This window comes from Sulfitobacter aquimarinus (genome assembly GCF_040149565.1).
GTDB classification, from domain to species: domain Bacteria; phylum Pseudomonadota; class Alphaproteobacteria; order Rhodobacterales; family Rhodobacteraceae; genus Sulfitobacter; species Sulfitobacter aquimarinus.
Map to the genome: position 1 here is coordinate 718741 of NZ_JBEFLO010000001.1, position 22607 is coordinate 741347.

At 59.8% G+C, this 22607-nt stretch carries 19 protein-coding genes; 13 read left to right on the forward strand and 6 right to left on the reverse strand.

Annotated elements, in window-relative coordinates; all coding sequences use genetic code 11:
* Nucleotides 1-59: 59 nt before the first annotated feature.
* Together ABMC88_RS03765 and ABMC88_RS03770 are read right to left on the reverse strand one after the other, a co-directional pair.
* Nucleotides 60-1508, reverse strand: coding sequence for an FAD-linked oxidase C-terminal domain-containing protein (locus ABMC88_RS03765; RefSeq protein WP_349575482.1), 1449 nt, complete (start codon nucleotides 1506-1508; stop codon nucleotides 60-62).
* A 97-nt stretch (nucleotides 1509-1605) separates the two neighbouring features.
* Nucleotides 1606-2283, reverse strand: a complete 678-nt coding sequence (locus ABMC88_RS03770; protein ID WP_349575483.1) for a hypothetical protein — start codon at nucleotides 2281-2283, stop codon at nucleotides 1606-1608.
* A 210-nt stretch (nucleotides 2284-2493) separates the two neighbouring features.
* Here ABMC88_RS03770 and ABMC88_RS03775 point away from each other — a divergent pair, with 210 nt between their 5' ends.
* From ABMC88_RS03775 to ABMC88_RS03785, 3 genes are read left to right on the forward strand one after another with little or no spacing between them, the layout of a single operon-like run.
* Nucleotides 2494-5706 carry a chemotaxis protein CheB gene (locus tag ABMC88_RS03775; RefSeq protein ID WP_349575484.1) on the forward strand — a complete coding sequence of 1071 codons (3213 nt, stop codon included), beginning with the start codon at nucleotides 2494-2496 and terminating at the stop codon, nucleotides 5704-5706.
* 42 nt (nucleotides 5707-5748) lie between these two features.
* Nucleotides 5749-6447: a DUF599 domain-containing protein gene (locus ABMC88_RS03780; protein ID WP_349575485.1), complete on the forward strand. Its 699-nt coding sequence runs from the start codon at nucleotides 5749-5751 to the stop codon at nucleotides 6445-6447.
* Between the two features lie 36 nt (nucleotides 6448-6483).
* Entirely contained in the window at nucleotides 6484-6837 is a 354-nt protein-coding gene (locus tag ABMC88_RS03785) for a hypothetical protein (protein ID WP_349575486.1), read from the forward strand.
* Here ABMC88_RS03785 and rlmH read toward each other — a convergent pair.
* The 3 genes from rlmH to ABMC88_RS03800 form a co-directional block, all read right to left on the reverse strand.
* Nucleotides 6834-7304, reverse strand: a complete 471-nt coding sequence (gene rlmH / locus ABMC88_RS03790; RefSeq protein WP_349575487.1) for a 23S rRNA (pseudouridine(1915)-N(3))-methyltransferase RlmH — start codon at nucleotides 7302-7304, stop codon at nucleotides 6834-6836. The two genes, ABMC88_RS03785 and rlmH, sit on opposite strands and share 4 nt — an antisense overlap.
* A 10-nt stretch (nucleotides 7305-7314) precedes the next feature.
* The gene (rsfS, locus tag ABMC88_RS03795; RefSeq protein WP_349575488.1) at nucleotides 7315-7674 is read right to left on the reverse strand and encodes a ribosome silencing factor; all 360 of its coding nucleotides are present in this window, start codon (nucleotides 7672-7674) and stop codon (nucleotides 7315-7317) included.
* Nucleotides 7675-7872: 198 nt separating this feature from the next.
* Nucleotides 7873-9183: a mechanosensitive ion channel family protein gene (locus ABMC88_RS03800; RefSeq protein WP_349575489.1), complete on the reverse strand. Its 1311-nt coding sequence runs from the start codon at nucleotides 9181-9183 to the stop codon at nucleotides 7873-7875.
* Between the two features lie 302 nt (nucleotides 9184-9485).
* On the opposite strand from ABMC88_RS03800, the gene leuC reads away from it, so the two are divergent.
* The 5 genes from leuC to leuB all read left to right on the forward strand — a co-directional run bounded on the left by leuC (nucleotide 9486) and on the right by leuB (nucleotide 15277).
* On the forward strand, nucleotides 9486-10889 hold the full coding sequence (gene leuC / locus ABMC88_RS03805) for a 3-isopropylmalate dehydratase large subunit (RefSeq protein WP_349575490.1): 1404 nt from the start codon (nucleotides 9486-9488) through the stop codon (nucleotides 10887-10889).
* Between the two features lie 487 nt (nucleotides 10890-11376).
* Nucleotides 11377-11982 (forward strand): 3-isopropylmalate dehydratase small subunit, encoded by a 606-nt coding sequence (leuD, locus tag ABMC88_RS03810; protein ID WP_349575570.1) that lies wholly within the window; start codon nucleotides 11377-11379, stop codon nucleotides 11980-11982.
* A 290-nt stretch (nucleotides 11983-12272) separates the two neighbouring features.
* Nucleotides 12273-13121 (forward strand): hypothetical protein, encoded by an 849-nt coding sequence (locus ABMC88_RS03815; RefSeq protein WP_349575491.1) that lies wholly within the window; start codon nucleotides 12273-12275, stop codon nucleotides 13119-13121.
* Between the two features lie 65 nt (nucleotides 13122-13186).
* Nucleotides 13187-14116, forward strand: coding sequence for an endonuclease/exonuclease/phosphatase family protein (locus tag ABMC88_RS03820; protein WP_349575571.1), 930 nt, complete (start codon nucleotides 13187-13189; stop codon nucleotides 14114-14116).
* Nucleotides 14117-14170: 54 nt separating this feature from the next.
* Complete coding sequence (gene leuB / locus ABMC88_RS03825; protein WP_349575492.1) at nucleotides 14171-15277, forward strand: 3-isopropylmalate dehydrogenase; 1107 nt, start codon at nucleotides 14171-14173, stop codon at nucleotides 15275-15277.
* Here the strand turns inward: leuB and ABMC88_RS03830 are convergent, their stop codons facing one another.
* The gene (locus ABMC88_RS03830) at nucleotides 15278-15472 is read right to left on the reverse strand and encodes a hypothetical protein (RefSeq protein ID WP_349575493.1); all 195 of its coding nucleotides are present in this window, start codon (nucleotides 15470-15472) and stop codon (nucleotides 15278-15280) included.
* Between the two features lie 132 nt (nucleotides 15473-15604).
* On the opposite strand from ABMC88_RS03830, the gene ABMC88_RS03835 reads away from it, so the two are divergent.
* The 5 genes from ABMC88_RS03835 to ABMC88_RS03855 all read left to right on the forward strand — a co-directional run bounded on the left by ABMC88_RS03835 (nucleotide 15605) and on the right by ABMC88_RS03855 (nucleotide 22574).
* A complete protein-coding gene (locus ABMC88_RS03835) occupies nucleotides 15605-16702 on the forward strand; it encodes a cupin domain-containing protein (protein ID WP_349575494.1) in 1098 nt (365 codons plus the stop codon).
* Between the two features lie 20 nt (nucleotides 16703-16722).
* Complete coding sequence (locus ABMC88_RS03840; protein WP_349575495.1) at nucleotides 16723-17712, forward strand: aldo/keto reductase; 990 nt, start codon at nucleotides 16723-16725, stop codon at nucleotides 17710-17712.
* A 9-nt stretch (nucleotides 17713-17721) separates the two neighbouring features.
* Nucleotides 17722-18642, forward strand: a complete 921-nt coding sequence (locus ABMC88_RS03845) for a LysR family transcriptional regulator (RefSeq protein WP_349575496.1) — start codon at nucleotides 17722-17724, stop codon at nucleotides 18640-18642.
* A 90-nt stretch (nucleotides 18643-18732) separates the two neighbouring features.
* Nucleotides 18733-20868 carry a hydantoinase/oxoprolinase family protein gene (locus tag ABMC88_RS03850; RefSeq protein WP_349575497.1) on the forward strand — a complete coding sequence of 712 codons (2136 nt, stop codon included), beginning with the start codon at nucleotides 18733-18735 and terminating at the stop codon, nucleotides 20866-20868.
* Entirely contained in the window at nucleotides 20865-22574 is a 1710-nt protein-coding gene (locus ABMC88_RS03855; protein WP_349575498.1) for a hydantoinase B/oxoprolinase family protein, read from the forward strand. Before ABMC88_RS03850 ends, ABMC88_RS03855 begins: the two co-directional genes overlap by 4 nt.
* The last annotated feature ends 33 nt before the right edge of the window (nucleotides 22575-22607 follow it).

A 22607-nucleotide genomic window follows, 5' to 3' on the forward strand; every position in this document is an offset into this window, starting at 1 on the left:
TTTTTTCTGGCCATAAATCCTCTGGAGGGTTTGGGAGGCTAGCCTCCCAAGTCAAACATCTATTCCGCAGCAACCGACAGTTGACGACGCGCGTCAGAAGCATCAAGCGGGAATACCTTTGCGGGGTTCAACAACCAACTTGAGTCAAACACGTCCTTAACGGCCATCTGCGCCTCAAGATCGGCAGGCGCATATTGCACATGCATCAGGTCACGTTTCTCGATGCCGACACCATGCTCGCCTGTCAAACATCCACCCACTTCCACGCAAAGCTTCAGGATGTCCGCGCCGAATGCCTCACACAGCTCCAGATCACCGGGCTTGTTTGCATCAAACAGGATCAGCGGATGCATATTGCCGTCGCCTGCGTGAAAAACGTTGCCGACTTTCAAACCATATTCGTCCGACATCTCGCCAATGCGGCGGAGCACGAAAGGCAGGCTCGACACAGGGATCGTGCCGTCGAGACACATGTAGTCGTTGATCTGCCCCATTGCGCCGAACGCACTTTTACGGCCCAGCCAGATGGCAGCGCTTTCTTCGGCGGATTTACTTTGGCGCAGCTCAACGGGGTTATGCTTGCGGGCGATCTTCATGATCAAATCCAGCTGGTGATCAATCTCGGCGTCCGAGCCTTCGACCTCGACGATCAGCAGCGCCTCGCACATGGGATAGCCCGCCTTGGCAAACGCCTCGGTCGCCTCGATGCAGGGGCGGTCCATGAACTCGATCGCAACGGGCAGGACACCTGCCTTGATGATGTCGGAAACACAGGCACCCGCGATTTCATTGTCGTCAAAGCCCATCAGGACAGGCCGCGCACCTTCGGGTTTGTGCAGAATACGCAAAGTGGCTTCGGTGACGACACCCAGCTGCCCCTCAGAGCCGCAGATCACCCCCAACAGGTCCAACCCGCCCGCGTCCAGATATGTGCCCCCGATATCGACAACCTCGCCGTCCATCAGAACCATCTTCACGCCCATCAGGTTGTTGGTGGTCACGCCGTATTTCAGGCAATGCGCCCCGCCAGAGTTCATAGCGATATTGCCTGCAATCGCGCAGGCCAACTGGCTGGAGGGGTCGGGCGCGTAGAAAAATCCGTCCTCCTCAACAGCGCCGGTCACGCTCAGGTTGGTGCGACCCGTCTGTACGCGGATAAACCTGTTGTCATAGTCGGTTTCGAGCACGTCATTCATCCGCGCCACGCCAAGGATAACGCAATCCGCCGTGGGCAACGCGCCACCCGCCAGCGAAGTCCCCGACCCACGCGGGACAACGGGCACGCCTTCCTCATGGCAAATCCGCAGAACGTCCGAGACCTCTTGCGTCGTCGCAGGAAGCACGGCCAGCATCGGCGCACAGCGATAGGCCGTCAGCGCGTCACATTCATACGCACGGGTCTCCGCCTCCTCATGGATAATCGCATCCTCGGGCAACACGGCCCCAAGCCGCTGAACAATACGTGCCTTACGGGCAAGAATCGTCGGGTCCGGTGTCGGCATTTGCATTAGGAATACTCCCATCCCAGCGGCGCGGAAAATATTGGTAAAATAATATTACCAATCTTCCGCCCCGAGAACAAGAGAGACTTCCGAACGCCCGCCGTTAACGCAACACTAGGCGCAAGGCGTGCGGTTCAGGCTGCGCCATGACAGGCACCGCGACCGGCTCTGCCTCCAGCCGGTCAAGGTAGCGTTTGATCAACTCAACCTGAAACCGGATTTCGCCCGCGTGTTTCGCGACACTCCACAGCACCGGATGTTCCAGCTGATCCTCGGTCACGCCCAAGGCCTCAACGTAGCTGCAAATATCAAGCAAGGGCATGGACAGATCAGCCAGCACCTCAATCGCAAGATCATCACGCAGTTCAGCCACAGGATCAGAAAGACCAAAGGCCGAGACAAAGGCGTTCTGGATACCGCCGATGATGTGCTTGAACCGCATGATCACCACCGCGCTGCCGTCTTCGGCAAAGTTTGTGACCAACTGAATGCCACCCATAACAAGGCCCGTCACCTCGACCAGATGATCGGGCACGGACAATATCCGCGTCTTCGCCGAAATCTTGCCAAGCAACCGGTACAGCCCGTTTGCAATATCGGGTGAGAATACGTCTTCGACTTTTCGCGCATTGGTAAAGGACGTCCGATTGCGCCACTTGTTGCCCGCCATTTCGCACGAACGTACTTCGGCCGGGCCGCGGTGCGGCACAAAGATATTGATCAAAAAGCGCATCGGCCCCGAGTTGCTATTTTGTTCACCGTCGAAACATTCTGTTTTCATTTAAACACCCGTAGAGTTTGCGTGATTTCATTTAGAGTTAGGAAAAACTTATTTACGGATGGTAAACGTCACGCTGCTTCGCGTGGGGATGTGGCTTCTGCAATTCGGGTATTACAGTGCAACCTATCCTATCATTTAGCAAAAAACCGATATAACCTAAGCGTGTACAACGATTACTGCGCCACGCAGCCGAGGCGCTGAAAGGGACATATGTCTGAGGATGATCTGACACTCATTGCCATTGGCTCATCCGCTGGCGGGCTTGAAGCGATTCGCGAATTGGTCAACACGCTGCCCTTGGATCTGCCTGTTTCCTATGTCGTGGTGCAGCACATGTCCCCCCACCACAAAAGCCTGATGACAGAGCTGGTCGCACGCCAGACCACTTTGGTGGTGCGCGATGTGGTTGATGGCATGGTGCCAGAGCGCAACGTGATACATATCACGCCGCCGCGAACGGATATTCTGTTTGAAGACGGCAAGCTGCGCCTGACCGATCCCAGCCCCGAATTGGCCTCGCCCAAGCCGTCTGTTGACCGCTTCCTGACCAGCCTTGCCGATTCCTACGGTGAAAAGTCCGTTGCGATCATTTTGTCAGGGACAGGCAGTGACGGGTCGTATGGCGTGCAAGCCATCCGCGAAGCGGGCGGCATCACCATCGCGCAGGACAATGAGACTGCAAAATACGATGGTATGCCCTATAGTGCGGTGCAGACAGGATGTGTTGATCTGATCCTGCCCCCCAGCGACATCGGCACGCATCTGCAAAAGATCCTCACCTCGAAACGTGATTTCGGGGAGTTCCGCAAAGGCGCGCTGAATGAAAGCCCTGTGTCGGACCTGCTGCAAATTCTGCTGGCCCGTACCCGCGTGGATTTCCGCGAATATAAACAGGCGACAATCAACCGCCGGATTGAACGGCGGATGGTCGCCTTGGGGATTGGCACGCAGGAAGAATACACCCAGTTCTGCCGCACCAATCCGCACGCGCTGGACGCGTTGTTCAAAGACTTGCTGATCTCGGTCACGCGGTTTTTCCGCGACAAAGACGAGTTCAACCAGCTTAGCGAGCTCCTCCCCCAACTGGTTGAGGGCCGCAACGGCGCCCCGATGCGAATCTGGATCGCGGGCTGCGCCACAGGCGAGGAAGCCTATTCCATCGCGATGATGCTGTCAGAGGCCTTGGCCGAGGACGGTCGCCCGCTCAAAGACATTGTGCAGATTTTTGCCACTGACATCGACAAGGACGCATTGCAAGTGGCGCGGCGCGGCGTCTATAGCCTGTCGGCGTTGAACGAAATCCCCAAAAAGCTGGCCGATAAATACCTGATCCGGCAAAGCGAGGGCGTGCGGGTTGTCGACAGTCTGCGTGCGGCCATCCTGTTCTCGGATCACAACGTCTGTCAGGATCCGCCATTTCAGAAGATTGACCTGCTGTGCTGCCGCAACCTGCTGATTTATTTCGGCAATGCGCTACAGCACAAAGTCATGTCCCGTTTCCACTATTCACTGGCAAGCGACGGCCTGCTGTTCCTTGGCACCGCAGAAAGCGTGGCAGGCGCGGATGACATGTTCACGCCCGAACGGCAATCGGCGCATATCTTCCGCAAACGCCGCTTGCGGGGACAAAGCAAGCCGACCTTTATCGGGCAACGAAACCCCTACGTCACCCGCCCCGTCGCCCCAGCCGAACGCGCACAATCCGCCGACCGCCACCTGTTTGAGGCGCTGGCCGCCTCGCTGGGTGAAAACTCGCTTCTGGTGACGGAAGATTTCTCGATCGCGCGTGTCTACGGCGACATGAGCAAATATATCGAGATCAAGTCTTCAAGCTCGCTCAAAATGCATCTGGAGCTGCTGCGCAGCCCGCTGCGCGAAGAAGCCCGCAGCCTTGTCACGATTGCTTTGCGCAACAACGCCCACCGCGCCGGCGTGCGCCACCTGCTGGCCGATGACGCGGATACCGAAACCCGCATAGATGTCTATCCGATCATCGCCAAGGACATCAGCGAAAAAGCAGCCCTCGTTGTGTTCAACGCGCTCGAGATCGACCACACGAGAATGGCGGTCATCTCTTCTTCCACGGTCGAAAGTGGCGGCAATGCAGAACAAATCCGCGCGCTGGAACATGAGATCGCAACCACCCGCGAGGCGCTACAACAAACCATCGAAGAGCTGGAGACCTCGAACGAGGAACTGCAATCGTTGAACGAAGAGCTGCAATCCACCAACGAGGAACTGCAAGCCACCAACGAAGAGCTGGAAACCTCGAACGAAGAACTGCAATCCACCAACGAAGAACTGATCACCGTCAACGAAGAACTACAGGTCACGGCGGCCGAACTGTCGGGTCGTACAGGGGAGCTGACCTCGGTCATCGAAAGCACCCCGCTGGCGATCATCGTAATGGACAACGCGCTGCAAATCTCGCAGGCGACCAATGCCGCCGCCAACCGCTTTGCAATCCGCCGCCCGATCTCTAGCCCGCACATCAGCCAATGCGTGCTGCCCAAAGGCTACCCCAGCCTTGCGCCCTTGTGCTCGGAAGCCTTGAAAGTGGGCGAAACCGTCACGACCGAGTTCAACTCGAACGACACCCGCGTTTTGTTGACGTGTTCACCCTACTTCAACGTGCATGGCCAGATTTTGGGCGTCACGATGGTGGTCACCGAATTCCCCGGCCTCGCCCGCGAGATGGAGCTGTTGCTCAATAACTCGATGTTGTTCGCGACCCATCACGCGCTTGACGGGACCTTGCTGCGCGCCTCTGAAAGTTCGGCCAAACTGCTGGGGTACAGTCGTGAAGACGTGTTGGGCAAAAGCATCTTTGATCTCTACTCCCCCGAGACAACCGCACAAATTCAGGTCATCGAGGCCGATCTGATCGACAACAACCGCGGCGTGGTGCAAGCAACCTATAAGGTAGACCGCGACGACGCCCCGCCCGTATGGCTGAGCGTTGATAAAATCGCCTATGAACATCAGGGCGAAAACAAACCGACGATTTATTCCGTAGGCGTCGACATCTCTGATGTGGTCAAAGGCAAGCAAGATGCCGAAATGCTGGTGCAGCAATTGACCCTGCTACAAGACGTGGCGCACGTTGGTTACTGGCGCGTTGATCTGGAAAACGAGGAAGTGCATTGGTCCAGAGAAGTGTACCGCATCCATGGTATCGACGCCAACCAGCCTACCCCGAATCTGGGGGACGCGATCAACTTTTACCACCCTGACGACCGCGAAGCCGTGGCCAAAATTGTAGAGGACGCCATCGACAATGGCGGAGAATTCCGCTTCGAAAAGCGGATCATCTCGGCCGATGGCCACGAGATTCCGGTAGAAAGCCATGGCCGCGCCGTTCAGGACGAAACAGGCCGCGTCACCAAGATTATCGGCGTCTTCAAAGATCTGAGCCCGCAATAGACAGCACTGGATAAACCACCCATGGCGACTTAAACAGAACGCATGAACAGATTTGGCGATCTTGCGTTCTTTACGCCCCTTGATGTTGCAGGTTTTGCTGTGCTGATCTTGCTATGGTGTGCAATCGGCTGGCGGATCGAACATTCCAACCCGGCCAAGCCGTCAACCTCGTCGATCATGGCCAATTACCGGCGGGAGTGGATGACACAGATGATCGCCCGCGAAGTGCGGATTTTCGATGCACAGACCATGGGGACATTGCGGCAGGGGACATCGTTCTTTGCCTCGACCTGCGTGATCGCGATCGGCGGCACGCTTGCCCTGATCGGGAATGCCGACCAGCTTGCCGGTGTGGCGCAGGACCTCACGGAAAAGGCCGCGCCTACAATTGTCTGGGAAATGAAACTTCTCGTGATCGTCGGGTTCCTGACCAACGCATTCTTGAAATTCGTCTGGTCGAACCGCTTGTTCGGCTACTGCTCGGTCATGGTGGGTGCCGCGCCGAACGACCCTGCAGACCCCACCGCCCCGTCGTTTGCCCGCAAAGCAGCCGAGCTGAACATCGCAGCCGCGCGCAGCTTTAACCGTGGGCTGCGGGCGATTTATTTCGGGCTGGCCGCTGTGGCGTGGCTTGCGGGGGCCATACCGCTTATTATAGCGGCTTTTGTTACATGTGGTGTGATCTGGCGGCGGGAATTCGCTTCCTTCTCGCGCAAGGTGCTCTTGGAAGATCAGGGCTGAGCCCCTATCTTTGGACTCTATTATTGGACAAAGAATATGATCAAACGAACCATTGCGCTTTTCTCTATTCTGGCGGCTCCCGTCTTTGCCGATCCGGCCACGGTCGAACATGTCACCTTTAAGAAAAGCGGCGACACGTTCACATTCACCGTGACCTTGAAGCACACCGATACGGGCTGGGATGACTACGCCGACGCATGGCGCATCAAGGACGCGGACGGCAACGTGCTGGGAGAGCGCAAGCTGGCCCATCCCCATGTGGAGGAACAACCCTTCACACGCTCTTTGTCGGGTGTGAAAATTTCGCCTGACATTGATACGGTATGGGTCGACGCCCATGATACCGTGAACGGCTGGGCCTCGGGCGACACAAAGGTATCCCTGCGCTAAACGCGGTGATACGGCCCGCCCGACAGGATCGAGGCGGCACGGTAAAGCTGTTCGCCCAGCATCACCCTCACCATCATATGCGGCCAGACCATCGCGCCGAAAGACAGCAGGTGATCGGCCTCTTGCCGCAGTGACTTGTCGATGCCATCGGCCCCGCCAATCACAAAGGCGAGGTCCCGCGTGCCTGCATCGCGCCAATTCGCGATACGGTTGGCGAATTTCGGTGAGGTTTCGACCACGCCACGCTCGTCCAATGCGCAGATAATCGCACCTTGCGGGATCATCCGCCGCAGCAGCGGCGCCTGGGCTGTCATGCCACCGCTTTTGCGGTCATCGACCTCCAACACAGAGACCGGCGCAAGGGAAAGCCCCCGGCCGGTTTTGTCGAAACGTGACAGATAATCATCCAGCAGTGTCTTTTCCGGGCCGGCACGCAGCCGACCCACGGCACAGATATGTACCTTCACGGCTAATCGCTCAGGAAGCGGGGGCGTCTGCCTGTGGCAGCCACATTTTCTCAAGCTGGTAGAACTCGCGCACTTCGGGGCGGAAGACGTGTACGATCACATCGCCCGTGTCGATCAGGACCCAGTCGCCTGATTCCTTGCCTTCGGTACGGACCGCATGGCCGAATTCGTCCTTGATCCGCTGCGCCAGCTTCTCTGAAATGGCCGCAACCTGACGGGTCGAACGTCCGGTACAGATGACCATATGGTCGCCAATCTCGGTTTTGCCGCGCAGGTCGATCTGCACGATATCTTCGGCTTTGTCGTCATCCAACGAGGAAAGAACGGTTTCCAGCAGCAGATCGCTGGTCGCTTTGGTTTGGCCCGCCATTACAACCGCGCCGCCGTGCGCAGGGGAGCCTGCGTGAATTTGAGTAGACAGGACATTGTCCTCCTTTAAGCGCGCCGCCGGACCCCCGACGCTGGGGAATGTCTTAAATTAGCAACGCCGCCCCCACAATTCAATGAGCAGCGTGATCAAAGCGGCGATGCGCCACGCCCCTGTGGCGATTTTATCGGCAGATGTAGGTTAATCTTCGCCCAACATCCGCACTTCGCGCTGCGGGAAGGGGATCGAAATATCGTTTTCCTTGAACGTATCCCACAGCGCCAGATAGACATTACCCCGAATATTGGTCAGCCCGCCTGTCGGGTCTTTGATCCAGAACCGCAGGATGTAATCGACCGAGCTGTCACCGAACCCCACGACGTGACACACAGGCGCACGGTGGCTAAGCACGCGGTCGACACTTGATGCTGCCGCAATTGCCAGCTTGCGGACAAGGTGCGGGTCGTCGTTATAGGCCGTGCCAAAATAGATATCGAGGCGGACAAAGTCGTTGGAGTGTGACCAGTTGACCACCTGCCCCGTAATCAAATCCTCGTTCGGGATCAGATACTCCTTACCGTCCCGCGTCACCACCGAGGCATAGCGCGCGCCCAGCGTCTGAATCCAGCCGAACGTCTCACCGAGCGAGATCACATCCCCCGGCTTGATCGATTTATCGAGCAGGATGATCACCCCCGACACAAGGTTCGACACCACCTTTTGCAGACCAAAGCCAAGGCCCACGCCGATCGCCCCCGACAGCACCGCCAGCCCCGTCAGATCAATTCCGACAGCCTTCACGCCCATGTAGAAGGCAAAGCCATACATCGCCAGCTGCACACCTTTGACCGCAAGCACCTGCATGGAGGGGCTGATATCCTCGTTACGGCGGATCGTGCTGGACGTGGCTTGGGCACCGATCCGCGCCAGCGTGAGCAAGACGCCAATGACGACGATTGCCGTGATCAGGGTCATGACCGATAGACGAAAGTCGCCCAGCTCGAGCGCGACACCATCCAGAAAGGCCGCCACATCATCCGAAACATTGAGCAGATAGAGTGTTGCGTAAACCCAAAGCGCCCAGGTCACGATCCGCCGCAACGGGCGGTTACGCACCAACTGCGCAGCCAGCGCGATACAGACCCACACCACGCACAGCGTGACCGCAAGGCCAATCAGGTAAGAGCGTGACGGCCATGTGACGTTCTGCATTACCAGATAGGTGATTCCGCCCAGCACCGAAAACCAGATCAACCCCAAGCGCCGTTTGACCTGCACCACAAAACGCAGCTGCCATTTCTCCCAGCCCTCCCGCGACCGCACCCAGTTTTGCAACGCGGCACCGCTACGCAGGTGCAGCGCCCACGCTACCAGCGCAAGCAACAGGATGATGAAAATCTGGTTCTGCCGCCAACCCGGCTGAAGCACGCCTGCGATAAAGGTAAGCGCGCCCGCCCAGAATGCCTCAAGCGAGGTTAGAAAGTCGGCGAAGGGATCGGTGTTTGGTGTCATAGGGTGTCCTTATCAACGGAATCGTCGCACGATAGCGCCCATAGGTGCAACCGCAACGCCCCTCCGCCACCCGCGCCACTTTCCGAGACGCTTGCAGCACGCCTGCTGGGGGTGTATCCCCCTGAGCATGACAGCACACCTGAACATCGGCGACCGCGACCGCTTGCGCGAACGATTTTTCGGGGCCACCCGCACGGTGGTCGCCCGACTACACGGCTGACGCCAACTCTGCGCGCCTGACGGCTGCGCAGGCTTTCTGATATTCTACCCTTCACAACTCCAACCGACGGGAGAGGACCCCAATGTCCCCCAAAACGCTTTACGACAAAATCTGGGATGCCCATCTGGCCCATGAAGCCGACGACGGCACCTGCCTTCTGTATATCGACCGCCATCTGGTCCACGAAGTGACCAGCCCGCAGGCCTTTGAAGGGCTGCGCATGACGGGCCGCACCGTGCGCGCACCAGACAAGACCATCGCGGTGCCCGATCACAACGTACCCACCACGCTGGACCGTGCGGATGCGGCCACCATGACCGAAGACAGCCGCATTCAGGTCGAAGCGCTCGATAAGAACGCCAAAGATTTCGGCATCCACTACTACCCCGTCTCGGACGTGCGCCAAGGTATCGTGCATATCGTAGGCCCCGAGCAAGGCTGGACCCTGCCCGGCATGACCGTGGTATGTGGCGACAGCCACACCGCGACCCACGGTGCGTTCGGCGCACTGGCCCACGGCATCGGCACATCGGAGGTCGAGCATGTCCTGGCCACGCAAACGCTGATCCAGAAGAAGTCGAAAAACATGAAGGTCGAGATCACGGGCAAACTGCGCCCCGGCGTTACGGCCAAGGACATCACCCTGTCGGTGATCGGTGTGACCGGCACGGCGGGCGGCACCGGCTATGTGATCGAGTATTGCGGCGAAGCGATCCGCGATCTGTCGATGGAGGGCCGCATGACCGTCTGCAACATGGCGATCGAGGGCGGCGCACGCGCGGGCCTGATCGCACCGGACGAGAAGACGTTTGAATACTGCATGGGCCGCCCTCACGCACCGAAGGGCGCACAGTGGGAAGCAGCCCTTGCGTGGTGGAAGACGCTTTATTCTGATGACGACGCGCATTGGGACGAAGTGATCACGCTCAAAGGCGAAGACATCGCACCTGTGGTAACATGGGGCACCTCGCCCGAGGACGTGCTGCCGATCACATCAAACGTACCTGCCCCTACCGATTTTGAGGGCGGCAAGGTCGACGCGGCCCAACGCTCGCTCGACTATATGGGTCTGACCGCGGGTACGCCGCTGGCAGATGTCGAGATTGACACCGTCTTTATCGGATCCTGCACCAATGGGCGCATCGAGGACCTGCGGGCCGCAGCAGAGATCCTGAAGGGCAAGAAGATTGCCGTGAAGCGTGCGATGATCGTGCCGGGCTCTGGTCTGGTGCGGGCGCAGGCCGAGGAAGAAGGCCTTGCCGATATCTTTAAAGAGGCCGGTTTTGAGTGGCGTCTTGCGGGTTGTTCCATGTGTCTGGCGATGAACCCTGATCAGCTGGCCCCCGGCGAGCGTTGTGCGGCGACGTCCAACCGCAACTTTGAGGGCCGTCAGGGCCGTGGCGGACGCACCCACCTGATGTCACCCGCGATGGCGGCGGCAGCAGCGATCACAGGCAAGCTGACCGACGTGCGGGATATGATGTAGGCGGGCCGCTCCTCGGTTCCTTTGGTCCCTCCTCGCTTGCGTCACAGTAGCGATGAGGGACCAAAGTGGACCGAAGAGCGCCCCTGCGGAGAAGACGATGCAAAGACGCAATTTCCTGACCATGATGGGGGCCACCGCCCTTGCGCCGGTTCTGCCGGCCATCGGCGCACCTGTGGCAAAAGCAGCCGCATACAACCGCTATCAATATGGACTTGCCGTCTTTCACGCCCGCACCCGCACCGACATCAGTGCCGCGGGCATTGCGCACCGTCTCAAAGTATCGCTCCCTCAAGCCGAAGCCATGATGGGCGAAATGATCGACGCCAAATTCATCAAGCCCGTTATGGGCAGCGCAAAGATGCGCGCCACAAGCACAATCACAAAACCGGACATGTTCGGGTTTGACCGCGCCACCCGCCGCTCCTCTGCCGCGACACGCACGCCCAAACGCACAACCCGTCCGACACCTTCCGAAAGGACCACCCCAATGAACAAGTTCACCACCCTCAGCGGCATCGCAGCCCCCATGCCCCTGATCAACATCGACACCGACATGATCATCCCCAAACAGTTCTTGAAAACGATCAAGCGCTCCGGCCTTGGCGTGAACCTGTTTGACGAGATGCGCTATGACGACGACCGCAACGAGATCCCCGAGTTTGTGCTGAACAAACCCCAGTACCGCGATGCGCAAATCATCGTGGCGGGCGACAACTTCGGCTGCGGCTCTTCACGCGAACACGCGCCATGGGCCATCGCGGATTTCGGCATCACCTGCGTGATTGCGCCCTCGTTTGCGGACATCTTTTACAACAACTGCTTCAAGAACGGCATCCTGCCCATCGTCCTGCCACAAGAGCAGGTAGACGTGCTGATGAAGGACGCAGAAAAAGGCGCCAATGCGCGGATCGAGATCGATCTGGAAAAACAGAGCATCACATCCTCGGACGGCGATATCTTCTCATTCGAGGTAGACGCCTTCAAAAAGCACTGCCTTATGAATGGCTTGGACGACATCGGCCTGACAATGGAGAAAGCAGCCTCCATCGACAGTTTCGAGGCCGCCGCCTCGCAAAGCCGTCCTTGGGTTTAACTTCATTTTAAACTTTGCTCAAATTTAGACCAAAATACTTGTGGGCGCGTCCGTCGCGCCCACAAGATGTTGCCCCTGCCACATTTGCGCCCCGCAAATGATGCAAGAACGCACCACCCGCTCCCTCAAAACGCCCTACCCATCCGATTATCTGACGCAATAGTCTTGAGAACTAAGGCGAAAGAAGGCACGATTGTGACAACAATGAGGCAGGCCTTCTCGACCCGAAGGCATCAAGTTGGGACAAGCACGCGAAAAACGCGGCTGGCCAGTTTGAAAGGGATAGAACGTTGATAGTACGTATGACCAGCGCTGCGGCGCGTGGACTTTTGGTTGCGACCCTAATTATGACACCGGCGCTTTTGCTGCCCGGCCTGTCGAGCGATTCAACGCAGATTGTATTGCTTGTGGCCCTGCTGGCCGCTGTCCTGACCTTTGTCGAATATAACTCGGTTTTTCCAAGCATCGTTGAATTCCGCGATGCGGCCCCTTTCAACCGCCTGCGGTTCACCGCCCTGCTGGCAACTGTTTTCCTGCTTAGCGCGATCCTCAAAGGAATTTCCGCCCCGACAACCATGACAACCGCGATGACCGCGATCGGGACCGTTATAGGCAACGCCATTGATTTCCCCTATTCGCCCGTGCGCCTTGTGGTGCTGATGCTGCCGTCCGATGCGACCTATGAAACCGTAAGTTTTGTGCGCACGGCCGCGGGCCTTGCCTATATGATCTCGCTGATCGCGATGACTGCGTTTCTGGTGCTGGTGCGGGTGCTGAACTGGCCTGCGCGTTCCGGCGCGTTCAACGTCTGGGTGAACCTGCCGCTGTTCGACCCCACCGCGGGTGGCGACGTGCTTGAACGGTTGCAGCGTGACGCACGGATCAACATCGCGCTTGGCTTTCTGCTGCCCTTCTTGGTGCCAGCGGTGGTCAAGATGGCCGCGGATCTGATAGACCCGATCACACTGCAGAATCCGCAAACCCTGATTTGGACGATTTCAGCATGGGCCTTCCTTCCGGCAAGCATCATCATGCGCGGCATCGCAATGGGCAAGATCGCCGACATGATCGAGGACAAACGCCGCCGCGCTTATGCCGAGGCCGAGCGCGAAGAACAGCGCATCATGCAGCCCGCCTGATCCGCGTTTTACTGGCCGCGATTCTGGTCGCGGCCTGTTCGGGTGCCCACGCCGACACCCTGCGCATTGCCACCTTCAACGCAGAGCTGATCCGCAAAGGCCCCGGCCTTTTGCTGCGGGATATAACGCGGGGCAAAGATCCGCAAATCGCCGCCTTCCGCGCCCTGTTGATCAAGGCCCGCCCCGACATCATCGCCCTGCAAGGGATCGACTTTGACATGCGGCTGACCGCGCTCAACGCGTTGGCCGATGATTTAGCGCAGGCTGGCCTCGGCTATCCGCACCGTTTTTCCGCCGCCCCCAATGCAGGGCAATTCACAGGGCTGGACCTGAATGGAAATGGCAGGCGCGGGGATGCAGACGATGCGCATGGCTATGGCAGGTTCAATGGCAACGGCGGTATGGCGATCCTGTCGCGCTATCCCGTCAGCCTTGAGGCGGTCGAGGATTACACCACCCTGCTGTGGCGGGATCTACCCGGGCACATCTACCCCACGGCCAAAGGTGCCCCCTTCGGCGGCCAAGAGGTGTTTGACATCCATCGCCTGTCTTCACGCGGTCATTGGGTTGTCCCGATTGAAACACCTGACGGACCGATCCGCCTGATGACATTCCACGCAACCCCGCCCGTCTATGACGGTCCAGAAGACCGCAATGGCCGCCGCAACCACGACGAGGTCGCCTTTTGGAGCGACTACCTTTCACGCGATACCACAAACACGCCCTTCGCCATCCTTGGCACCGCCAATATCGACCCCGAGCGTGGCAGCGGGCGGCGCGAGGCCATCGACGCACTGCTGGCCAACCCGCTTTTGCAAAACCCCTTTGACGACAGCCCGACGGCAGACTTTAAGGACCCCCTGCCAGGTGACTTGCGTGTGGACTACCTTTTGCCCTCGACCCATTGGCGCGTGGTGGATCACGGCACCCTTGCCGACCCCGAAGCCAGCCGTCACGTCCTGCTCTGGGTGGATATTACCCGCGCCAATCCTTGACGCCTGACCGCCTGCACGCTACGCCCGCAGGTAACAATTTCAGGAGCATTTCCCATGGCAAACCCAACTCTTTTGATCCTCGCCGGTGACGGCATCGGCCCCGAAGTTATGGGGCAAGTGACCCGCGTCATCGACTGGTTCGGTGCCAAGCGTGATCTGGCCTTTGATGTCGAGCATGATCTGGTCGGCGGCGCCGCCTATGACAAACACGGCACGCCGCTGCATGACGATACAATGGCGCGCGCGCTAGAGGTAGACGCGGTGCTGCTGGGCGCTGTGGGCGGCCCCAAATACGACGATCTCGATTTCAGCGTAAAGCCAGAGCGCGGCCTGCTGCGCCTGCGCAAGGAAATGGACCTGTTTTCCAACCTGCGCCCCGCGCAGTGTTTTGACGCGCTGGCCGATTTCTCCTCACTCAAGCCCGAACTGGTTGCGGGCCTCGACATCATGATCGTGCGCGAGCTGACTTCGGGCGTCTATTTCGGAGAGCCGCGTGGCATCTTTGAAGAAGGCAACGAGCGTGTGGGCATCAACACCCAGCGTTACACAGAGTCAGAGATCGACCGCGTTGCCCGCTCTGCGTTCGAGCTGGCCCGCCGCCGCGGCAACAAGGTTTGCTCGATGGAAAAAGCCAACGTGATGGAAAGCGGCATCTTGTGGCGCGAAGTCGTGCAAAAGGTGCATGACGAAGATTACCCTGATGTCGAGCTGTCGCACATGTACGCCGACAACGGTGCGATGCAGCTGGTCCGCGCCCCCAAGCAGTTTGACGTCATCCTGACCGACAACCTCTTTGGCGATATCCTGTCGGATTGCGCAGCGATGCTGACCGGCTCTCTGGGGATGCTCCCCTCGGCCAGCCTCGGTGCGCCGAATGCCGAAGGCCGTCCGAAAGCGCTCTATGAGCCCGTGCACGGTTCTGCCCCTGACATCACAGGTCAGGGCAAAGCCAACCCCATCGCCTGTATCCTCAGCTTTGCGATGGCGCTGCGCTATTCGTTTGATCAGGGTGATGAGGCAACGCGTCTGGAGCAAGCAGTCGAAGCCGTTCTGGCCGGTGGTGCCCGCACAGCCGACCTGATGGGCGAGGAAGGCGGCACGCCGATCTCGACCTCGGACATGGGCGATGCGATCCTTGCCGCGCTTGATGCAAGCGTCTGATCAACCGCGAGAGACCTCACCGGTACGCGCATCCATCCGGTACATAACAAGCGCATCCATCGCCCCGTCGGCCATGCAAGATACCGTAAAGATATCGGGCAGGTCGGTGGGGCGCACCGCCAACACGCGGTGGGCGCGATAGCCGTTTTTACGGATCAGATCGCGGCTGAAAGTTTTCAATTCTGCATCGGTCATAAAGCGCCTCACATTTTGCCCCTCGCAGCCTTCGCGACAATTATGGCAAGACTAAGGACGCCCTTTGCGGATTGAGCCTGCGTGCAAAAGCTGGCACGCTCTGCGGTGATATTGCCACAGGATGTTGCCACCATGACCACCCCTCCGATCCTTGCCGAAGTGCTGTTGCCCACGTCCGAGCTGCGCGATGACCTGCCGTTCTTCACCAAGACGCTTGGCATGCAGCTCGAGAATATCTTTCCTGCCGATGATCCAAGTGTGGCCAGCTTTTCAGGTCACGGCCTGCGCGTGCGGATCGAAAAAGGGGCGGATGTGGCAGCGGGGCACCTACGCATCCTTACCGACGATATAGAGGGTTTCGCAGATGGCGCACGCGAGCTGACCGCCCCCAACGGCACCCGCATCTCGATCGTGCCGCTGACCCCGCAGGTTGACCATATTACCCCCACCCGTGAATTCGCCGTGCGCCGCCTCGCGGATGAGGCGCCGTGGGTGATTGGCCGTGCGGGCATGCACTACCGCGATCTGATCCCCTCGCGCCTTGGAGGGTCGATCATCGCCAGCCATATCCGCATCCCCGATGGCGGCCCTGTGCCCGACATGGTGCATTACCACACGGTCGGGTTTCAGCTGATCTATTGCTACCGCGGCTGGGTGGATGTCCTGTACGAAGACCAAGGTGACATGATCCGCCTGCACGCAGGCGACTGCGTGACCCAACCCCCCGGCATCCGCCACCGCGTGGTTGAGGCTTCGCCCAACATCGAAGTCATCGAAATCGGCGTGCCGGCAGAACATATCACTACGATCGACCACGACTTTACTTTGCCCAACGGCAAGGGCGATCCGCTGCGCGAATGGGACGGGCAGACCTTTGTGCACCACACCAAAGACACCGCAACATGGGCACCCTTCCGCGTCCCGGGGTTTGACGCACGCGACACAGGGATAACGGCAGGGACCAAGGGCATCGCCGGCATTCAGGTCGTCCGCAAAGGCGCGGGAACGCCGCAACCTTTCCGCCACGACGCGGGCATCTATTTCACCTTCGTGCTGGAAGGCGCCATGACGCTGCACACCGCAGACCACCCCGACCGCGATCTGGCTGCGGGTGACGCCTTTGTCATTCCGCCCGATATGGTGGTCGAATACCGCAACCCGTCACACGACATCGAGCTGCTGGAGGTCGCGCTGCGCGGCGATTTCAACGTGCGTTTGGGCACAGCTTAAATCTGACAAGGGGATCCGACATGAAGACACGCACGCTTGGCCAAAGCGGCCCGACCATCAGCGCCGTTGGCTATGGTGCCATGTCACTGACCGATTTTTACGGGCCCGCCGATGACGCCCACGGCCCCCGTGTGCTGGACGCCTGCGTTGAGATGGGGCTGGATCACCTCGACACGTCCAACGTCTATGGCATGGGCCGTTCCGAGACGGTGATCGGCAACTGGCTGAAATCGCGTGGCGGTGATTGCCCTGTCACTATCGCCTCCAAGGCGGGGATCACACGCGACCCCGAACACCGCTTTAACAACTCGCCCGAACATCTGGCGCAATGTCTGGACGAGAGCCTGACGCGGCTGGGGGTTGAGGCGCTTGACCTCTATTACATCCACCGCCGCGATCCGCGTTTCGAGATCGAAGAAGTGACCGAAACAATGGCCGGCTTTGTAAAGGCGGGCAAGATCAAGGCGATTGGCTTTTCCGAAATCGCGCCTTCCTCCCTGCGCCGCGCCCATGCGGTGCATCCCATCGCCGCCGTGCAGTCCGAATACTCCCTTTCCACCCGCGCACCCGAGATGGGATTGGTGCAAACCTGCGCAGAGCTGGGGACATCACTGGTTGCATTCTCGCCCGTAGGGCGCGCCCTGCTGACCGACAGACCACACAGCGCCGCAAGCGTGCTGCACATGCCGTTCCTCACGGAAAACCCGCGTTTCATGGAACCGAACCTGAGCGTGAACCTGCAATACAACGCCAAATTCCGCGCCTTGGCCGCTGACATGGGCGTTGCGGCCGCCACGCTTGCGGTCGCCTGGGTGCTGCACAGGGATGACAGCGTCATCGCCATTCCCGGCACCCGCAACATCGACCACCTGAAAGAGCTGGCCGACGGCGGCAGCCTTGATCTGACCGCGGATGACATCGCCCGCATCGAGGCCGTTCTACCCGTAGGGTGGGCGCATGGTGATCGCTACTCCGCCGCGCAATGGGTCGGCCCCGAGCGGTACAGCTGAGCCGCCCCCGTGATCGGCAATGTCCTGACCCTCAAACAGCTGGAGGCGCTGGTTTGGGTGGCCGAACTGGGTAGCTTCCGCAAGGCTGCGCAGCATCTGGGAACAACCCAGCCAAATATCTCGTCGCGCATTGCGGGGTTGGAAAAGACGCTTGATGTGGTTCTGATGCAGCGGGACGCGGGGTCGGTCGTGCTGACCGACAAGGGAGCCGAAATTCTGGCCACGGCCCATGACACCCTGCGGACCGCAGAACGCATCGTCGAAATCGCGCAGCGGCGTGATCTGGTGACAGACAAGCTGCGTCTTGGCGTCACCGAACTGGTTGCCTGCACGTGGCTGCACGCCTACCTGCGCCGCATCAAGGCGGCCTACCCTGCGCTGAACGTCGAGCTCACTGTTGATCTGTCACGCAATCTGGACAGCGAATTGCGGGCGAACCGCCTGGACCTTGCTATCCAAACCGCGCCGTTTACCACACCGACAAGCGGAGCCATCGCATTGGGGGATTTCGCCTATGTCTGGGTCGCAGCACCCGACTTTGCGGATGCTTTGCGCGGCAAAGTCACCGTTGCCGACCTGCTGCCCTATTCCATCCTCACCCATGCACGACACACCCAAGCCTATGTCGAGCTGGTTGAACACGCGCAAGACTGCGGCCTGCCCACGGCGCATTTCATGTCCTCCAGCAGCATGGCGTCCTGCGTGCAGATGGCTGCTGACGGAATGGGCGTGACGCTGCTGCCAAAGGCGCTGGTTGCGCCAGAGGTTGCGCGGGGCGCCCTAATCAATGTGGACGTCGACTGGCTTCCCACACCATTACACTTTGCCGCGCGCTACCAATCTGAAACCGCGGCTTTGCATCTGGACAAATGCGCCCTTCTCGCGCTCCAAGCCGTGGCCGAGTTTCATCAGGCCACTCCCGCAGGATAAATATTTGCGATCGCCCAGATACAGATAAATAATTTGTGCCTATGCCCCCCTCTCCGCTACCGTGCCTCAAACTGGAATTGAGGGGCCACCATGACCAAACAATCCGTGCGCTTGGGCGTCGACATCGGCGGGACGTTCACCGACGTCGTTCTGGAGGTCGGCACCACGTCCTTTTCGACCAAAGTTCTGACCACCTATGTGGCCCCCGAAAATGCGATCATCGACGGGATGCAGCAGGTCTGTGAGAAGGCAGGCATCGCACCCGTCGAGATTGACCAGATCATCCATGGCACCACCCTCGCCACCAACGCCCTGATCGAGCGGCGGGGCGCGAAGACCGCGCTCATCACCACCGAAGGGTTCCGCGATGTGATCGAGATGCGGACCGAATCGCGGTTTGAGCAATATGACCTGAACCTCACCCTGCCCGAACCTTTGCTGCCCCGGCAGATGCGTTTTACCGTGCCGGGCCGGATGGACGCGACGGGGGCAGAGCTGCTGCCCCTGACCCGCGAGGACATCGTGCCTGTGGTCGAGCGGATCATCGCAGCAGGCTTTGAGAGCGTCGCAGTTGGCCTCATCCACTCCTATCTCAACGACGCGCACGAGCGGCTAGTCGGCGAGGTTCTGGCCGAGATGATGCCGGACGCGATGGTGTCGCTGTCCTGCGAAGTCTCGCCACAGATGCGCGAATACGAGCGGTTCAACACCGTGGTCGCCAACGCCTATATCAAGCCGTTGATGAAGTCCTATCTGGGCCGTCTTGAGGGGCGCTTGCGCGACGAAGGCGTGCGCTGCAACATCTTTCTCATGCACTCGGGCGGGGGCATCATCTCGATCGAGAGTGCGGCGGAGTTTCCCGTGCGACTGGTCGAGAGTGGCCCTGCAGGAGGCGCGGTTTTCGCCGCCAACATCGCGGCACGCTATGGCTTGGACAAGGTGCTGTCATTCGACATGGGCGGCACCACGGCCAAGATTTGCCTGATCAAAAACCAGACGCCAAAGACATCCCGCGTGTTCGAAGTTGCCCGCACCTACCGTTTCAAAAAAGGCTCTGGCATGCCCATCTCGATCCCCGTGATCGACATGGTCGAGATTGGCGCAGGCGGCGGGTCACTGGCCCATGTGGATGCGATGCGCCAGATCCGCGTGGGGCCAGAGAGCGCAGGGTCCGAGCCTGGACCCGCCTGTTACGGACGCGGTGGTGACAAGCCTGCGGTGACCGATGCCGATGTGGTTCTGGGCAAACTCGACCCCGATAACTTTGCCGGTGGCACGATGCAGCTGGACCACGAAGCCTCGAAGAAGGCGCTGAAATCCGTTTTGGGCGATGTGCTGGACATGGATGCCCGCACAGCCGCCTTCGGATTGGCCGAGGTGGTGGACGAGAACATGGCAAATGCCGCCCGCGTGCATGCCGTCGAGAATGGTGAAGACCTGTCGGAGTATACCATGATCGCTTTCGGCGGGGCCGCCCCGCTACACGCGGGACGTCTGTGTGAAAAGCTGGGCGTGGACCGTTTGTTGGTGCCACCGGGGGCGGGTGTCGGCTCTGCCATCGGGTTCCTGCGGGCGCCGTTCAGCTTTGAGGCCAACCGCTCGGTCTATATGACGCTGGCGGGGTTCGACCCCGAGCGGATCAAGACCCTGCTGGCCGAGTTGCAGGCCGAGGCCACAGGCTTTGTCCGCAATTGCGATGCCAACAGCGAGATTTTGTCCGAGTTCAAAGTCTACATGCGCTATTCTGGTCAGGGTTGGGAAATACCCATCACCTTGACGCAGGAACAGGCGATGAACCCCGATGTGGCAACGTTTGAGGCACGCTTCACCGAGGACTACGTCAAGCTCTTTGGCCGCGCCGTCGAGGGCATGGACATCGAGATCACCGTCTGGTCCGTCAATGCCACCACCCCGCCCGAGCAGGTCGCCCGCAGCAAAGAAATCTCCGCGCCGTACAAGACCGCCGTGATCAGCGGCAAATGTGCGATCTTTGATCCCGCCGCAGGCAAGGTGCTGTCGAGCTACCGCTATGACCGCGCCGCGTTCAAGACAGGCACGGTGATCCGAGGCGCCGCGCAAATTACCGAAGCCGAGACCACGATCATCGTCCCGCAAAGCCGTGCGGCCATCTGCCAGCCCGATGGCTGTATCGACATCGTGTTGCGCGACGACGACGCACAAACAGCACCACCACAATACCGTGGCAGCGAGGGAGCAAGCACATGACAGCCAAGGACATGAACGTCGCCTATCAGGTCATGTGGAACCGACTGATCTCGGTCGTTGAGGAACAGGCGCAGGCTTTGGTGCGCACCGCCTTTTCCACCTCGGTGCGCGAAGCGGGCGATCTGTCGGCGGGGGTCTATGATCTGCAAGGGCAGATGCTGGCCCAAGCGGTCACCGGCACACCCGGTCACGTCAACGCAATGGCCGATGCCGTGGCGCATTTCATTCGCCGTATCGGGCGCGAGAATATATTCGAGGGTGACATCTACATCACCAACGACCCGTGGGAAGGCACCGGCCACCTGCATGACATCACCATGGTCACGCCGTCCTTTCACAACGGCAAGCTGGTCGGGTTCTTCGCCTGCACCGCGCATATCGTCGACATCGGCGGGCGTGGTTTTGGGGCCGACGCGGCGAGCGTGTACGAGGAAGGTCTCTACCTCCCCATCATGAAATTCGCGGAACGCGGCACCGTGGACCAAACCCTGATCCGTATCGTGCGCGGCAACGTGCGTGAGCCCGATCAGCTGATCGGTGACATGTACGCGCTGGCCACCTGTAACGAGATCGGCCACCGCCGCCTGATCGAGATGATGGAGGAATTCGCCCTCGACGACCTTGGCGGCATCGCCACCTTCATCCTCGACAACTCCCGCCGCGCCACGCTGGAGCGGATTGCGGCCCTGCCGCGCACCTCGGCCGTGGGTGAGATTACGATGGACGGATTCGACACGACGATCACCCTGCGCGTCAAAGTGAGCGTGCATGACGATCGCATCGTGTCGGATTTCACAGGCTCCTCCGGCGTCGACAAAAAGGGCATCAACTGCCCGCTGGTCTATGCCAAAGCCTATGCGTGCTACGCGCTCAAAGTCGCCATCGCGCCCGAAATTCCCAACAACGCAGCATCCCTCGCCCCGTTCGAGATTGAGGCGCCCGTGAACACTATCGTGAACGCCGTGCATCCCGCCCCCGTGGCGCTGCGCCATATCGTTGGCCACTTCGTGCCAGACGCAGTGTTCAACGCCTTTGATCAGATCGTGCCGGGCCTTGTTCCTGCCGAAGGGGCGGCGTGCCTGTGCAATTTCCAAGTGTCGCTACGCCCGCGCAGTGATGCGCCTGCCCCCGCCCATGCGCGGCGCTCCGAAGTGCTGACGTTCAACTCTGGCGGTTCCGGTGCGCGTCCTGCGCATGACGGGCTGAATGCCACGGCCTTCCCGTCGGGCGTGATGACCATGCCGATCGAGGCGACCGAACATGCAGGCCCCGTCATCATCTGGCGCAAAGAGCTGCGGCCCGATTCAGGCGGTGCAGGCCAGCAACGCGGTGGCCTTGGCCAATTCATGGAAGTCGGCGCACGCGAAGGGCATGAGTTCGACATCCAAGCCATGTTCGACCGCGTGAACCATCCCGCGTTAGGGCGGCGCGGTGGGGGTGCCGGTGCGCCCACCACAATTGTGCAGGATGACGGCACCGCTATGAACGGCAAGGGCAAGCAGTTTGTGGCGCACGGGCGGCGTGTGATGATGGCCTTTCCAGGCGGCGCGGGCTACGGCGCGGCCAGTGACCGCGACGCCGCTGCCGTCAAACGCGACCTTGCACGCGGGTATATCACGGCACAGACAGCCGCCGCAGACTACGGCCTAAGCGCTGACGACATCGCGGCTGTCCAAGCCCAAGTCGCCAAAGGCGAGGACGTCTAACGACATATCGACGAGAGCGCAGGAGCTGCCATC

Bases quoted from the DNA above. Each gene is read 5' to 3' on its own strand.
- ABMC88_RS03765 (WP_349575482.1), bottom strand. From the start codon at position 1,508: ATGCAAATGCCGACACCGGACCCGACGATTCTTGCCCGTAAGGCACGT.
- ABMC88_RS03770 (WP_349575483.1), bottom strand. From the start codon at position 2,283: ATGAAAACAGAATGTTTCGACGGTGAACAAAATAGCAACTCGGGGCCG.
- ABMC88_RS03775 (WP_349575484.1), top strand. From the start codon at position 2,494: ATGTCTGAGGATGATCTGACACTCATTGCCATTGGCTCATCCGCTGGC.
- ABMC88_RS03780 (WP_349575485.1), top strand. From the start codon at position 5,749: ATGAACAGATTTGGCGATCTTGCGTTCTTTACGCCCCTTGATGTTGCA.
- ABMC88_RS03785 (WP_349575486.1), top strand. From the start codon at position 6,484: ATGATCAAACGAACCATTGCGCTTTTCTCTATTCTGGCGGCTCCCGTC.
- rsfS (WP_349575488.1), bottom strand. From the start codon at position 7,674: ATGGCGGGCCAAACCAAAGCGACCAGCGATCTGCTGCTGGAAACCGTT.
- ABMC88_RS03800 (WP_349575489.1), bottom strand. From the start codon at position 9,183: ATGACACCAAACACCGATCCCTTCGCCGACTTTCTAACCTCGCTTGAG.
- leuC (WP_349575490.1), top strand. From the start codon at position 9,486: ATGTCCCCCAAAACGCTTTACGACAAAATCTGGGATGCCCATCTGGCC.
- leuD (WP_349575570.1), top strand. From the start codon at position 11,377: ATGAACAAGTTCACCACCCTCAGCGGCATCGCAGCCCCCATGCCCCTG.
- leuB (WP_349575492.1), top strand. From the start codon at position 14,171: ATGGCAAACCCAACTCTTTTGATCCTCGCCGGTGACGGCATCGGCCCC.
- ABMC88_RS03830 (WP_349575493.1), bottom strand. From the start codon at position 15,472: ATGACCGATGCAGAATTGAAAACTTTCAGCCGCGATCTGATCCGTAAA.
- ABMC88_RS03835 (WP_349575494.1), top strand. From the start codon at position 15,605: ATGACCACCCCTCCGATCCTTGCCGAAGTGCTGTTGCCCACGTCCGAG.
- ABMC88_RS03840 (WP_349575495.1), top strand. From the start codon at position 16,723: ATGAAGACACGCACGCTTGGCCAAAGCGGCCCGACCATCAGCGCCGTT.
- ABMC88_RS03850 (WP_349575497.1), top strand. From the start codon at position 18,733: ATGACCAAACAATCCGTGCGCTTGGGCGTCGACATCGGCGGGACGTTC.
- ABMC88_RS03855 (WP_349575498.1), top strand. From the start codon at position 20,865: ATGACAGCCAAGGACATGAACGTCGCCTATCAGGTCATGTGGAACCGA.